Below are 12105 nucleotides of genomic sequence, written 5' to 3'. Positions count from 1 at the left end.
TCAGCAATCAGGTCGTTGAATGCTTGGTGCTCCAGGGAGTGCATGGCTTCCTGGCCAATAAAACCGGAAATATCCTTCTGGCGATCCTTGTCTTCTACCTGGTCGCGCAGGGCACGAACAGAATCCACGAAGAAGCGTTCGCCGTCCGGAAACGTCAGCGACAGGATATTCAGCAGATGGGTCAGTACCGGGTCGTTGTCGAACCAGTAGTCATCGTGCTGTATGCCATCGAAGGAAAATCCCATGCGACGCGGAATAATGGGCACAGAAGGGTGCTTCTTTTTTTTCACCAGCTTCAGATTCATCAGTGTCTCCTGGTACGAATGTCATTGCTGACATCAATCAATGACAACTACTATGCGAGGTCTTGCAGTCAAGGTCTTGTCGTGGAGGGCCAACAAATGGTGAGTTCGGGCCGTCCCTGGGGAAGTGCCGGGATACCGGGTATTTACGTGGTATTGCTCTATGACGTGCTGGTGAGCATGGAGCTGGATGCCCCGTCACTGCTGGCTGGGCTGGGGGTGAGTCGCGATGAGCTGCTGGCCCCGGACCGGCGGGTATCCATGTCCCTGGCGCAGACCGTGGCCGAGCGGGGCGTGGCCATGGTCGGTGATAAAGGGTTGGGGTTCCGCTATGCCCGGGCCATGAGCATCACCCTGCATGGCCCGGTTGGCCTGCTGGCCTTGTCCAGTGCCTGCGCCCAGGATGCCCTGGATGCAGCCTGCCGCTTTCTTGGCCTGCGGGCTCCCTTTCTGGTTATCGATCAGACCCGCCAGGGGGAGATGGCCCACCTGCAACTGCGCAGCACTGCATCCCTGGGGGTGGCCCATGATTTTGTTATCGAGGCCATGCTGGTGGGGCTGGTGTTCATGATCGAGCAGTTGCTGGATGCGCCACCGCAAGGCCTGGAGATTCGCCGCTGCGGGCCTGCCCCTGCCTATCTGTCGACCCTGAAACAGGAAGTGGGGGTGCCGGTGCTGTTTGATCAGGATGAGGATGCCCTGGTCTTTCCGCAGTCGGCCCTGGCGGCCCGTCCGCGTCTGGCCGACCCGCAGGTGGCGGCCCTGGCCCGGGAGCAGTGCGAGCTGGAGTTCCGTCAGTGGCGTACCGAGGAGGATGGCGTCATGGCCGAGCGGATACGTGGCGCCCTGCAGGATCGCCCGGCGCCGTTGCCGTCCCTGGAAGCCATGGCAGAAAAATTGTCGGTGTCACCGCGGACCCTCAAACGCCACCTGCAACAGTCCGGGCTTAGCTACCGGCAACTTCAGGATCAGGAGCGTTATCGTCAGGCCCAGCGCCTGCTGGCGAAGCCGGATAACAGCATCAGCGAGGTGGCTTATTCCTTGGGGTACAGCGATGTGGCCAACTTCTCCAAGGCGTTCAAGCGCTGGAGTGGGGTCACGCCACGGGCGTATCGGGAGCAGAGGTAAGGGCAGGATCTTAGCTCCTAGCTGCGAGCTACAAGCTACAAGCTAAGAACTAGAAGCCGCGAGAAGGCGGAGATGAGTGCTCCGCTGTGCCAGCGCACGGAGCCTGCCAGGGGGCATCAAGGCAGCTGAAAAAAAAGCCGCACCCAGATAATGGGCGCGGCCTCTTTACTTGCTGCTTACCGCGAAACTATCTCGCGTTGCAGCTTGAAGCTTGTGGCTTGCCTTACCCTTTTTCGTAGGCTTCCACGGATTTCAGGATCTCGGCTTTGGCGGCTTCGGCGCCGTCCCAGCCATCGACCTTCACCCACTTGCCAGCTTCCAGCTCTTTGTAGTGCTCGAAGAAGTGCTTGATCTGGGCCAGCAGCAGCTCGGGCAGATCGTTGATGTCTTTCACGTTGTCGTAGATCTTGGTCAGCTTGGTGTGCGGTACCGCCACCAACTTGGCATCTTTACCGGCTTCGTCGGTCATGTTCAGGATGCCGACCGGGCGACAGCGGATCACGGAACCGGGAACCACCGGGTAGGGGGTTACAACCAGCACGTCCAGCGGGTCGCCGTCTTCGGACAGGGTGTTGGGGATGTAGCCATAGTTGGCCGGATAGAACATGGGAGTTGCCATGAAGCGGTCGACGAATACGGCGTTGCTGTCTTTGTCGATCTCATACTTGATCGGGTCAGCGTTGGCCGGGATCTCGATGACCACGTAGATGTCTTCCGGAATCTCTTTCCCGGCGGGAACCTTAGCAAAATCCATGATCTATCCTTCTCAAACAGGGTTGGTGGTGGGCGCGGATTATAGCAATGCAAGGCGGTCCCGGCTAATGGCGGAAAGTCGTAGCCGAAGGGGTAGGGAGAAAAGCTTTATGGTCAATGGGTTAGGAGCCCATGGTGGGCTCCCTGGCGAGTTATTGGGCCTCGCTCCAGCCGGGGTAGTTGCCCTCAAGCAGTCGCACTTTCTTGAAACCGGCGTCCTCCAGCACGGTGGCGGCGGCGCTGGCGCGGCGCCCGGAGACGCAGTACAGGACGATTTCCTGCTTGCGGTATTGCTTGAGCATGTCCAGATGCTGTTCCATCTGCTTGGCCGGCACCATGATGGCGCCGGGAATGTGGCCGGCCAGGTACTCATCCTCGTCACGGACATCAATGATGATGGGGGCCCGGTCGGCCTGCATGGCCTGTTTGAGCTCGTTGATGCTGATACTGTCGGCAGCCCACAGTGGGGTGGCGAGAATGCTCAGCAGTACCAGTAGGCCCAGGCTGAAACGTTTCATGACTCTGACTCCTGTCGGGTTTGCCATTCCTGCAACGCGTCCCACAGCTTTTCCGCATCCCGTACCATGCTGGCAATGGAGGGTTTTGCTCACGGGTTCTTCGTTTTACTTCCTGACGCTACCACCGCAGTGGTCCCGAGAACAGTGACAGGTGCACGGCAGTGACTTTTGCGGCGTAAACGGCACAATACTCGCAATCTGTATTCCGCCACCTGGTCCCAAGGAGCGTGTCCATGTCCGTCCACGAAATCACCCACCCTCTGGTTAAACACAAGCTGGGCCTGCTGCGCCAACAAAGCCTGTCCACCCGGAGTTTTCGCCAGCTCACCGCGGAGGTGGGCAGCTTGCTGACCTATGAAGCTACCAGTGATCTGCAGCTGGAGGATTATCAGGTGGATACCTGGATGGGCCCGGCACCGGCCCAGCGCATCAAGGGCAAGAAAGTCACGGTGGTGCCGATTCTGCGTGCCGGCATCGGCATGCTCGACGGGGTGCTGGAGCTGATACCCAGCGCCAAGGTCAGTGTGGTAGGAGTCTACCGCGACGAGGACACCCTGGAGCCGGTGGCCTACTTTGAAAAGCTGGCCCACGACATCGATGAACGGCTGGCTCTGGTGGTGGATCCCATGCTGGCCACCGGCGGCTCGCTAGTGGCCTGTATCGATATGCTCAAAAAGGCGGGTTGCCAACAGATCCGTGCCCTGGTGCTGGTGGCGGCGCCGGAAGGCATTGAAAAGGTAAAAGCGGCGCATCCGGACGTGGATATCTATACCGCCTCGGTGGATCAGGGGCTCAATGAGGATGGCTATATCATCCCCGGCCTGGGCGACGCTGGGGACAAGATCTTCGGCACTCGCTAATCCTCTCTGCTAAAACAGGAGCCTCCGGCATGCAACAGCCCGGATTCTGGAACTGGAAAATTATCCTTATCGGTGCGCAGATGCTGTTCGTGGCCTTCGGCGCCATGGTGCTGATGCCGCTGCTCACCGGGCTGGACCCCAGCGTGGCCCTGTTCACCGCCGGCCTGGGTACCCTGCTGTTCCAGTGGATCACTCGTCGCTCGGTGCCAGTGTTTCTGGCGTCGTCATTCGTGTTTGTGGCGCCTATCGCCCATGGCGTCGAGCAATGGGGTGTCTCGGCCACCATGGGGGCGCTGCTGTGTACCGCCGTGGTTTATGTGGTGCTGGGCGCTCTGGTGAAATGGCGCGGCCCTGGCTTTCTGCACCGGCTGATGCCGCCGGTGGTTACCGGCCCCATCATTATGGTGATCGGGTTGAGCCTGGCGCCCACGGCGGTGAACTTCGCCATGGGCATGACCGGCAATGGTGCTGAGCGGCTTTTCCCCTACGGTGAGGCGCTGCTGGTGTCCATGGTGGCCCTGTTGGCCACCATGTTGGTGGCAACCCTGGGGCATGGCCTGTTCCGCTTGTTGCCGATTCTTTGCGGTGTAGTCAGTGGTTACCTGGCAGCTCTGCTGATGGGGATGGTGGATTTTACTGCGGTAGAACAGGCTGGCTGGTTGGCTATGCCGGACTTCGTGGCGCCCAGCTTCCAGTGGCAGGCGATCCTGTTCATGGTGCCAGTGGCGCTGGCACCGGCCATCGAACACGTGGGCGACGTTCTGGCGATCAGCAGCGTCACCGGCAGGGATTACATCCGCAAACCCGGCCTGCATCGCACCCTCACCGGCGACGGTATCGCCAGCATGGCTGCCGCCTTGTTCGGCGGCCCGCCCAATACCACTTACTCGGAAGTCACCGGGGCGGTGATGCTGACGAAAGTGTTCAACCCGGTCGTGATGACCTGGACTGCGTTATTTGCCATCAGCCTGGCGTTTATCGGCAAATTCGGTTTGTTGCTGCAAAGCATTCCTACCCCGGTCATGGGAGGCATCCTGATTCTCATGTTTGGTTCCATTGCCAGTGTAGGCATGAGCACACTGATCAAGGCGCGGGTGGATCTCAATGCCCAGCGCAATCTGGTGATCGTGGCGGTTACGCTGATTTTCGGTATCGGCGGCATGGTGATGGGCAATGGCGATTTCACCTTGCAGGGGATCAGCCTTTGTGGATTGGTGGCGGTGATTATGAATCAGGTTCTGCCAGCTGCGCCGGCGATCAGTGATGATCTGAATGAAGAGCGCGCCTACGTAAAAGATGTGTTGGAGTGCGGTAACGAGAGAAAATAGTTGGTACACCGGTGCTTGTTTATTGTGTTTTTATTTTCCCGGTAAGCAAATAGTTTTTTATGGATAAAAAGTTTTTTGCTTACTATTTTACAAATGAAATCCGCAAAAATAATTTCCGCAAAAATAATTTTGTAAAATTACATCTTTGTAATTGTTCCTGTCATTTTAATTGCGCATTGTTTGTCCCTGATGAAATCAAGGAAGTCTTTCATAAGGGAACAGACTATGAAATTTAATCGCCTCATTTTGCCGGCCATTGTCGCCGCTCTTGCCACTGGTTGTGCCAGTAACCAGACAGTGCAGGAAAGCGCCGAATATCAATCACTACAAAGCCAGCAGCAGCAACTGCAGCAGGAAAATCAGCAACTGCGTGCTGCGCTGAGCTCCAGTGAGCAACAGCCTGCCCCCGCGCCGGCGCCAGCGAGCTCCGGGAATCAGCTTCTTCCGCCAAACGCCAAGCCTGGCCATTGCTATGCGCGGGTTGTGATTCCGGAAACCTACAAGACCGAGATGCAGCGGGTCATGGTGTCCCAGGAAGACAGCAAGATCACCACCACACCTGCCCGTTATGAAACCGTCCAGGAGCAGGTGCTGGTCAGCGAAGCCTATGACAAGCTGAAAGTGATTCCGGCCACCTACAAGACGGTGACCGAGAAAGTGTTGGTGAAAGAAGCTACTACCAAGCTGATCACGAAGCCGGCGGAATATAAAACCGTTACCGAGCAGGTGCTGGTCAAGCCCGCCTACACCACCTGGAAAAAAGGTCGTGGCCCCATCGAGAAAATCGATGACTCCACCGGCGAGATTATGTGTCTGGTGGAAGTGCCTGCGGAATACAAGACGGTTAGCCGCAAGGAACTGGTACAACCCGAGCGTACCGAAGAAGTAAAAATTCCTGCGGTGTACAAAACCGTTACCAAGAAAGTGGTCGATCAGCCCGCGCGGACTGAAACAGTCACTGTGCCGGCAGTCTACAGCACGGTTGATGTGGTCAAGCAGGTAGAGCCGCCGAAAGAGAAGAAAACCGTTATCCCCGCCGTGTACAAGGACGTGCCCAAGCAGGTCAAGGTGACCGATGCCGATATGGAGTGGCGTGAAATCCTGTGTGAAACCAACACCACCCAGGATGTGGTCCGCCGCCTCCAGAAAGCCCTGGAAGATAAAGGCTACGATCCGGTGTGGATTGATGGTGTCTACGGTTCCAAGACCCGCGCAGCCGTGGTTGCTTACCAGAAGGACAACGATTTGGCCTCCGGTCAGCTGACCATGCAGACGCTGGACCACCTGGGCGTGAAACTCTAACGTCCTGCTCCTTTCCTAGTATTTAAGGCCGGCTTTTGCCGGCCTTTTTTTATCTGTCGAAAGGTTGCTTTTGTGTCAGGGTTGGTGATCTGATCATGCCACTCATTGCTGGGATATCAGATGAATAATATTGGATGGACTTGCAATCCAGAATGCCTGAAACCCCTCGGGTAAGTCTTCAATGTCATCGCGGCGTTGGCTTCCTTGCTCCCGGAAATACTCCGACGCCTGGCCAATATTGTTGGTCACAATTTCCAACCATATCTCGGATTGGCTGAGCCCAGGTTCGCAGTCCAGCCAGAGCACCTTGTCACCAAACTCAAATTTCGGCGTATCGCCTGGGCTGCTACCGGAAATATCCTTGAGCCGAAGCACATCCCGGTAAAAGCGTACGGTAGCCTTGTGCTCGTGGCTGGGCACTTTCATGGCGATGTTTCTACCAGGTTGAAATTGCAGGCCCATAAGTCCTCCATGTTCTCGATGTTGTCGCCTTGTTCACAAGGTGACATCTTTCCCTTGGCTGCCCCACAGCAGAACCGGTTCCGCGTATGACGGGTTACGCTGACTTCACCGAGATCTGCCAGGACACCCCAAAGCAATCCTGCAACCAGCCGAAGCAGGGGTTGAATCCATAATCGTCCAGGGGCATGAGCGGTTTGCCCTTTTCCTGCAGGGCGGCAAAGACGCGTTCGACGGTTGGCCTGTCGTCCAGGGTCAAACACAGTGACGTGGACGGCGTAAAATCAAACGCATGGGCCACTGGGCTGTCGATGCAATGCACGGTGGTATCACCAATGGCAAACACAGCTTCCTGAATGCTGCCCTCTTTGCCAGGGCCCTCCGGGCCATAGAGACCCTTGTGTATCAGGGTAAAGCCGGGAATGACATCCGCGTATAGAGCCAACGCCTGATTGGCCTGTCCCTGGAACATCAGCTGTATAGTCAGTTGTGTGCTCACGACTCCTCCGTTCCTGAAGCGGTACGATGTGCCGGGAAGATGGCGTTATTTCGCCAATACTTCGCGATAGTGGGCTTCCAGCTTCGTATGGCGTGGCCAGAAGGCGCTACGGGGTCTGCTGTTCAGTTCCTCGATCAAAATGCCCAGATGAGTATGCCAGCCACTGGCCACACTGCTGCGGGTGTCGATATCCGTGGGCAGCCGACGATGAGTAATTAGCAGATGTACCTGGTCGCCGTCCTCGCTCAGCTCAAAGGTCACCTCGCCCTCATTGTCGCCCCAGGTATGGGCCAGCACATGGGGCGGCTCGAAGCGGGTGATGGTGCCCGATAATGTGGCCTGATTCTCGATGTGTTTGTACTGCTGCGGAGCTGGTTGTTTGTCCTCGGACAGGTCCCGGTTATGGAAATGGATTTCCACCGCGCCGCCCACAAACTGCCCAAGCGCACCGCCGCCCAGCCAGCGGGCCCGCTTGTCCGGTTCGGTAAGATAGGCCCAGACACGCTCGATAGGGCCGGGCAGGGTGCGTTCCACCGTCAGGGTGGTGGCGTCGGTAAACTGCACATCGGGTTCCATGACAAATCTCCTTGTGTCTATGTGGCCTGAGTATCAATCGCCGTCTTTCAGGGCTTGCTCCAGAGCATCCAGCCTGTTGTTCCAGAATGTCCGGTAGCGTTTCAACCAGGCGTCCGCCTCGGCCATGGGCGCGGCATTCAGGCGGCAATGGTGGGTGCGGCCCTGTACCTCGCGGTGAATCAGCCCGGCCTTTTCCAGTACCTTCACATGCTTGGAGGCGCCAGCGAAGGACATGGCGAACGGTTCGGCCAGTTCCCCCACACTGCGGGGTCCCTGCTCCAGTTGTTGCAGCATGGCCCGGCGGGTGGGGTCGGCCAGGGCGGCAAAGACCGCATCAAGATGTTGATCAGAATGTTTAACCATACGGTTAAACATAAAGATGAAAATCGAGATATTCAACCATTTTGTTTAATTTAATCGACAGGCGGACAAGCGCCGGCCTGATTGCCTTCGCGCAGCTGGCCCAGCACCTGGCCCGCAGTGAGGGTAAGAAAGGCGCGTATCGGCAGTCCTGCATCGCGCAAGCGCCTGGCGGTCCAGGTATTGCAGGTATTACCGAACCAGAATGTCTCATTGGAAGGGAAGAAACGGCTGTCCCCATACAGGCCGGGGTCGCCAGCGGGTAATTCCCCTTGATCATCCAGCTGGAAAAACCCGGCCAGGCTCTCTTGCAGCTGAGCAAGCTGCTCGGTACTCAGGCACAGTGCCTGCAAATCCGTATGCGGCAGCATTTCCGGGTGCCGCTCCAGCCCCACCACATGCATGGCGGACCTGGTAGGCCACAACATGGCACGTACCCGAAGCCACAGGCTGTCATTCTGCCGGTAAAAGGCATCATCTCCCCAGCCGAACTCGTAGAACTGCGGCTCACTGAAGTGCGGCTCAAGAAATCCCAGGGCAGGGGAGAGCCGATCCGCCGGAAAGGCAATGCCGGTATGCCACCGGTGGCGTACCACCAGCACTGTGACATTATCGCCTTCGCCTCCGGCCATAACCGGCAGAGACAGCAACATCGCAAGCAAACTCGCCAAGAAACGCATCATGCTGCCAGTGTAGCAAGGCTATGACACGAAATACTGAGGGCGCCTCTGAACAATGTTGGACGTTGTACGCAATTGAGGCTTCTGGTTAATTTACGGATATAAAAATTGTAAGCCGCGAGTCCTGGTTGCTGCGTGTGACCATCTTCAATAACGACGTGCGGGGAATCCCCAGAAAGGTGTAATTGTGCACATGGTCAAATAACAAGGTTTTAATGGTGCATGCTGTATATTAATCGCCTACCGGAAATTTGAATAATGCCAGGCATGGCGATAGCGGGTAGTACAGGGAGAAGGAGTGACCCAATGACCCACATGATTCTCACCACATTCGATTGGGTGCCTGACGTTCCTCGCGGCTATGTCCGTGATCTGCGCATTCGCTGGGCGCTGGAAGAAGCTGGTTTGCCTTACCGTGTAGAGAGCGTGCCGTTCCGAGACCGGACTGCCGAGCATTTCTCCCATCAACCCTTCTGGCAGGTTCCCTGGCTGGTTGATGGGGATCTCTCCCTCTTCGAAAGCGGCGCCATTCTGCTGCATCTGGCAGAGCGCAGTGAGGCGCTGATGCCGGCCGACCCGCAATGCAGAAGCGAAGTGACTCAATGGCTCTTTGCGGCACTCAACTCGGTGGAAGCGGCAAGCCTGCCCTGGTCGTTGTTCAAGTTCTCTGGTGACACCGCAGACACACCGGGGAGGCAACACCTGGAGGGGTTTCTTCAGGCACGCTTGCAGCATATGGAAGCGGTGTTGGAGAAACGGGAGTGGCTGGTCGGCACTTTCTCTGCAGCCGATATTCTGATGGCGGATGTGTTGAGACTGGTGGACCGGTTTGACGGGTTGGCAGAATATCCCGCCTGTCGAGACTATGTGGCCCGCGCCACCGCTCGCCCGGCCTTTGTGAAGGCCCATGCGGATCAGATGGCCCATTTTGCGGCAGCAGACTGAAGCCCGTCTTTTAAAAGCGAATAGAGAATGAAGCCCCAGATAACCCTGGAACCATTAAACCCAGCCCATACTTTGCCCCTGTACGTCCTAACGGATGCCAATCGGGCCTACCTGCGCCAGTGGCTACCCTGGCTAGATCGGGTCCTGTCTCCGGAGGATACCGCGGCCTTTATCGAATCCGCCATGGCGGTGGCTTCCTCAGGTGGAGCGCCGAACTTTGTCATTATCCATGAGGGGGCTCTCTGCGGTGTTGCCGGTTTCCATGAGATCGACACGGTGCAGGGCATCGGTTCTATTGGCTACTGGCTGGCCGAGGTTTATACCGGTAAGGGGATTGTCACGGAAAGTGTCAGAGCCTTGTTGCAGATCGGCTTTGACGATTTCGACCTGAATAAAATCGAGATCCGCTGTGCCGTGGATAACCGGAAAAGCCGGGCCATACCGGAGCGGCTCGGGTTTACCCATGAAACGACGCTCCGGCAGAGCGAGTGGTTGTATAGCGGCTATGTGGACCAGGCGATTTATTCACTCCTTGTGACAGAGTACCGAGGCTGAAGCATATCTTTCCCGGTTCCTGCCCCGGTCGAGTACACTATCCGACCAACGATCAACTCGACCCTCAGACCCAGCCATGCCCCATTCCCACCCCATTGGTATCTTCGACTCCGGTATCGGCGGCCTGTCCGTAGCCGCGAAAGTCCGTGAGCTGCTGCCTGCCGACGATATCCTCTATGTGGCCGATTCCCGTCATGCGCCCTATGGTGACAAATCCGATGACTTTATTCTGGGGCGGATGAATACGGTGACGGATTTCCTGCTGGGGCGGGGAGCCAAGGCGGTGGTAGTGGCCTGTAATACGGCGACAACCTCGGCGATCGCGCAGCTGAGAGTCACCTATTCGGTGCCGATCATTGGTGTGGAGCCGGGGGTCAAGCCGGCGGTGCTGGCCACCCGTAGCGGGGTGGTGGGTGTGCTGGCCACACCGAGGACACTGCAGACCCATTCATTCAGTGCGCTGGCGGCACGGTTTTCCAGCACCGTGAGTATTGCGGTGCAGCCCTGTCCGGATCTGGTAGGCCAGATCGAGGCGTTGCGTTTTGATGACGACAGGACTCTGGAACTGCTGAAATGCTATATCTCGCCGCTGCTGGAGAAGGGCGCAGATACCATTGTGCTGGGATGTACCCATTACAACTACCTGGCTGAACGTATTGCGCAGGTGGCAGGGCCCGGGGTGCAGATCGTCAGCACCGAGTCGGCGGTGGCCCGGGAAGTGGTGCGGCGGTTGGGGAGCGAGGGGCTGCTGGCGGAATCCGGGAACACCGGGGGTGAGGCGTTTTATACCAGTGGCGAACTGGCGGTGTTCAGCCGACAGATTGACCGCTTGTGGGGGCCAGGCAAGGCGGTGCTCCCGCTATAGACGTGCGGGTCTTCAGGTTAAAAATGTGATGGCTGTGTCGAAACTGATCGAGGTCGTTCGATAAGGTGATGACAGCACACGCGCTGTCTTGTCATCAATCCTCCGGAGACGGCATCATGGCCAGAATGATTTTTGTAAACCTGCCCGTAACAGACCTGAAAGCCTCCATGGCATTTTATACCGCGCTGGGGTTCGAGAATAACCCGCAATTCACCGACGAGACCGCCGCCTGCATGGTGTGGAGTGAGGCGATCCATGTGATGCTGCTGACCCACGACAAATGGCGGACCTTTACCGACCGGCCAATTCCGCCTTCCTCTTCCAGTGAAGTGATGCTGGCGTTGTCCTTTGATAGCCGCGATGCGGTGGATGCCGTGAATAGGGCTGCTGCGGACAATGGCGGCACGGCAGATATCAACCCGGTTCAGGACCTGGGGTTCATGTATAACCGCAACCTGGCGGACCCGGACGGGCATGTGTGGGAGATGATGTGGATGGACATGGCGGCGATGGAGGGCTAGCGCTGGCTTCCCGATTCTAGTCCGAGCTACAAAGCTCCCTGTAGGAGTTCCCTTCCAGGGGACGAACCGTGTGAAGCACGAAATCGACCGAAGGTCGGTCAGGGATTTCAGGTTTCGACAAACTGAATGAAGGCATGAGGTGAACGTCACCCGTTTCCCTCGCCTGGGCTCAGGTTCGTCCCCTGGAAGGGAATTTATTCGCTTCGCTCACCCTTCAGGCCGCACTTCGTGCGTTACTCCGCTCCGCTACGTTCCTACAGGGGGTCGTAGTAGGGGTCCGGGTAAAACAAAAACGCCCCGCATTGCGGGGCGTTTGTCGTAGCGGGGTGGGCTTACACCTCGAACGCGTCGTTCAGCTTTTTGGCCACCGGGACCAGTTTCAACTTGGCGAATTGTGGCAGGCCGTCCTGGTAGGGAGGGTAGGACTGGCCGCCGAGCAGCGGGGCCAGATATT

Annotated in this window: 16 protein-coding genes; 8 read left to right on the top strand and 8 right to left on the bottom strand. The window is 57.5% G+C overall.

The genetic code is table 11. From position 1 onward, the window contains the following. On the bottom strand, nucleotides 1-305 hold a 305-nt coding region (locus ACFE0K_RS14930; protein ID WP_434536813.1), incomplete at its 3' end, for a metal-dependent hydrolase. 96 nt (nucleotides 306-401) lie between these two features. Here ACFE0K_RS14930 and ACFE0K_RS14925 point away from each other — a divergent pair. Further along, on the top strand, nucleotides 402-1430 hold the full coding sequence (locus tag ACFE0K_RS14925; protein ID WP_434536812.1) for a helix-turn-helix domain-containing protein: 1029 nt from the start codon (nucleotides 402-404) through the stop codon (nucleotides 1428-1430). Between the two features lie 223 nt (nucleotides 1431-1653). Here the strand turns inward: ACFE0K_RS14925 and ppa are convergent, their stop codons facing one another. Beyond that, a complete protein-coding gene (ppa, locus tag ACFE0K_RS14920) occupies nucleotides 1654-2184 on the bottom strand; it encodes an inorganic diphosphatase (protein WP_035250163.1) in 531 nt (176 codons plus the stop codon). A gap of 151 nt (nucleotides 2185-2335) precedes the next feature. Further along, entirely contained in the window at nucleotides 2336-2701 is a 366-nt protein-coding gene (locus ACFE0K_RS14915; RefSeq protein ID WP_434536811.1) for a rhodanese-like domain-containing protein, read from the bottom strand. Between the two features lie 233 nt (nucleotides 2702-2934). Between ACFE0K_RS14915 and upp the strand changes: the two genes are divergently transcribed. From upp to ACFE0K_RS14900, 3 genes are all read left to right on the top strand, one after another. Beyond that, nucleotides 2935-3561, top strand: a complete 627-nt coding sequence (gene upp, locus ACFE0K_RS14910) for a uracil phosphoribosyltransferase (RefSeq protein ID WP_434536810.1) — start codon at nucleotides 2935-2937, stop codon at nucleotides 3559-3561. Between the two features lie 29 nt (nucleotides 3562-3590). Then, entirely contained in the window at nucleotides 3591-4889 is a 1299-nt protein-coding gene (locus ACFE0K_RS14905) for a uracil-xanthine permease family protein (RefSeq protein ID WP_434536809.1), read from the top strand. A 225-nt stretch (nucleotides 4890-5114) separates the two neighbouring features. After that, nucleotides 5115-6191 (top strand): peptidoglycan-binding domain-containing protein, encoded by a 1077-nt coding sequence (locus ACFE0K_RS14900; RefSeq protein WP_434536808.1) that lies wholly within the window; start codon nucleotides 5115-5117, stop codon nucleotides 6189-6191. Between the two features lie 102 nt (nucleotides 6192-6293). On the opposite strand, the gene ACFE0K_RS14895 is transcribed toward ACFE0K_RS14900, so the two are convergent. The 5 genes from ACFE0K_RS14895 to ACFE0K_RS14875 form a co-directional block, all read right to left on the bottom strand. Beyond that, complete coding sequence (locus tag ACFE0K_RS14895) at nucleotides 6294-6653, bottom strand: hypothetical protein (protein ID WP_434536807.1); 360 nt, start codon at nucleotides 6651-6653, stop codon at nucleotides 6294-6296. 94 nt (nucleotides 6654-6747) lie between these two features. Further along, nucleotides 6748-7149 carry a VOC family protein gene (locus ACFE0K_RS14890; RefSeq protein ID WP_434536806.1) on the bottom strand — a complete coding sequence of 134 codons (402 nt, stop codon included), beginning with the start codon at nucleotides 7147-7149 and terminating at the stop codon, nucleotides 6748-6750. Between the two features lie 45 nt (nucleotides 7150-7194). Beyond that, nucleotides 7195-7725, bottom strand: coding sequence for an SRPBCC family protein (locus ACFE0K_RS14885; RefSeq protein WP_434536805.1), 531 nt, complete (start codon nucleotides 7723-7725; stop codon nucleotides 7195-7197). A 33-nt stretch (nucleotides 7726-7758) separates the two neighbouring features. Then, nucleotides 7759-8088 (bottom strand): ArsR/SmtB family transcription factor, encoded by a 330-nt coding sequence (locus ACFE0K_RS14880; RefSeq protein WP_434536804.1) that lies wholly within the window; start codon nucleotides 8086-8088, stop codon nucleotides 7759-7761. A 50-nt stretch (nucleotides 8089-8138) separates the two neighbouring features. Continuing rightward, a complete protein-coding gene (locus ACFE0K_RS14875) occupies nucleotides 8139-8756 on the bottom strand; it encodes a DUF2459 domain-containing protein (RefSeq protein ID WP_434536803.1) in 618 nt (205 codons plus the stop codon). 315 nt (nucleotides 8757-9071) lie between these two features. Here ACFE0K_RS14875 and ACFE0K_RS14870 point away from each other — a divergent pair, with 315 nt between their 5' ends. From ACFE0K_RS14870 to ACFE0K_RS14855, 4 genes are all read left to right on the top strand, one after another. Beyond that, a complete protein-coding gene (locus ACFE0K_RS14870) occupies nucleotides 9072-9710 on the top strand; it encodes a glutathione S-transferase family protein (RefSeq protein ID WP_434536802.1) in 639 nt (212 codons plus the stop codon). Nucleotides 9711-9737: 27 nt separating this feature from the next. Continuing rightward, a complete protein-coding gene (locus ACFE0K_RS14865) occupies nucleotides 9738-10265 on the top strand; it encodes a GNAT family N-acetyltransferase (protein ID WP_434536801.1) in 528 nt (175 codons plus the stop codon). Between the two features lie 76 nt (nucleotides 10266-10341). Beyond that, nucleotides 10342-11130: a glutamate racemase gene (gene murI, locus ACFE0K_RS14860; RefSeq protein ID WP_434536800.1), complete on the top strand. Its 789-nt coding sequence runs from the start codon at nucleotides 10342-10344 to the stop codon at nucleotides 11128-11130. A 116-nt stretch (nucleotides 11131-11246) separates the two neighbouring features. Next, nucleotides 11247-11651, top strand: coding sequence for a VOC family protein (locus ACFE0K_RS14855; RefSeq protein WP_434536799.1), 405 nt, complete (start codon nucleotides 11247-11249; stop codon nucleotides 11649-11651). The last annotated feature ends 454 nt before the right edge of the window (nucleotides 11652-12105 follow it).

It is taken from the genome of Alcanivorax sp., assembly GCF_051117345.1.
Classification (GTDB): domain Bacteria; phylum Pseudomonadota; class Gammaproteobacteria; order Pseudomonadales; family Alcanivoracaceae; genus Alcanivorax.
The sequence above is the reverse complement of the archived record's forward strand: the minus strand, read 5'-3'. Positions and strand labels throughout refer to the sequence as shown.

What these genes read in the sequence shown, in the direction of transcription:
- ACFE0K_RS14925 (WP_434536812.1), top strand. Translation starts at nt 402, where the DNA reads ATGGTGAGTTCGGGCCGTCCCTGGGGAAGTGCCGGGATACCGGGTATT.
- ppa (WP_035250163.1), bottom strand. Translation starts at nt 2,184, where the DNA reads ATGGATTTTGCTAAGGTTCCCGCCGGGAAAGAGATTCCGGAAGACATC.
- ACFE0K_RS14915 (WP_434536811.1), bottom strand. Translation starts at nt 2,701, where the DNA reads ATGAAACGTTTCAGCCTGGGCCTACTGGTACTGCTGAGCATTCTCGCC.
- upp (WP_434536810.1), top strand. Translation starts at nt 2,935, where the DNA reads ATGTCCGTCCACGAAATCACCCACCCTCTGGTTAAACACAAGCTGGGC.
- ACFE0K_RS14905 (WP_434536809.1), top strand. Translation starts at nt 3,591, where the DNA reads ATGCAACAGCCCGGATTCTGGAACTGGAAAATTATCCTTATCGGTGCG.
- ACFE0K_RS14900 (WP_434536808.1), top strand. Translation starts at nt 5,115, where the DNA reads ATGAAATTTAATCGCCTCATTTTGCCGGCCATTGTCGCCGCTCTTGCC.
- ACFE0K_RS14895 (WP_434536807.1), bottom strand. Translation starts at nt 6,653, where the DNA reads ATGGGCCTGCAATTTCAACCTGGTAGAAACATCGCCATGAAAGTGCCC.
- ACFE0K_RS14885 (WP_434536805.1), bottom strand. Translation starts at nt 7,725, where the DNA reads ATGGAACCCGATGTGCAGTTTACCGACGCCACCACCCTGACGGTGGAA.
- ACFE0K_RS14880 (WP_434536804.1), bottom strand. Translation starts at nt 8,088, where the DNA reads ATGGTTAAACATTCTGATCAACATCTTGATGCGGTCTTTGCCGCCCTG.
- ACFE0K_RS14870 (WP_434536802.1), top strand. Translation starts at nt 9,072, where the DNA reads ATGACCCACATGATTCTCACCACATTCGATTGGGTGCCTGACGTTCCT.
- ACFE0K_RS14865 (WP_434536801.1), top strand. Translation starts at nt 9,738, where the DNA reads ATGAAGCCCCAGATAACCCTGGAACCATTAAACCCAGCCCATACTTTG.
- murI (WP_434536800.1), top strand. Translation starts at nt 10,342, where the DNA reads ATGCCCCATTCCCACCCCATTGGTATCTTCGACTCCGGTATCGGCGGC.
- ACFE0K_RS14855 (WP_434536799.1), top strand. Translation starts at nt 11,247, where the DNA reads ATGGCCAGAATGATTTTTGTAAACCTGCCCGTAACAGACCTGAAAGCC.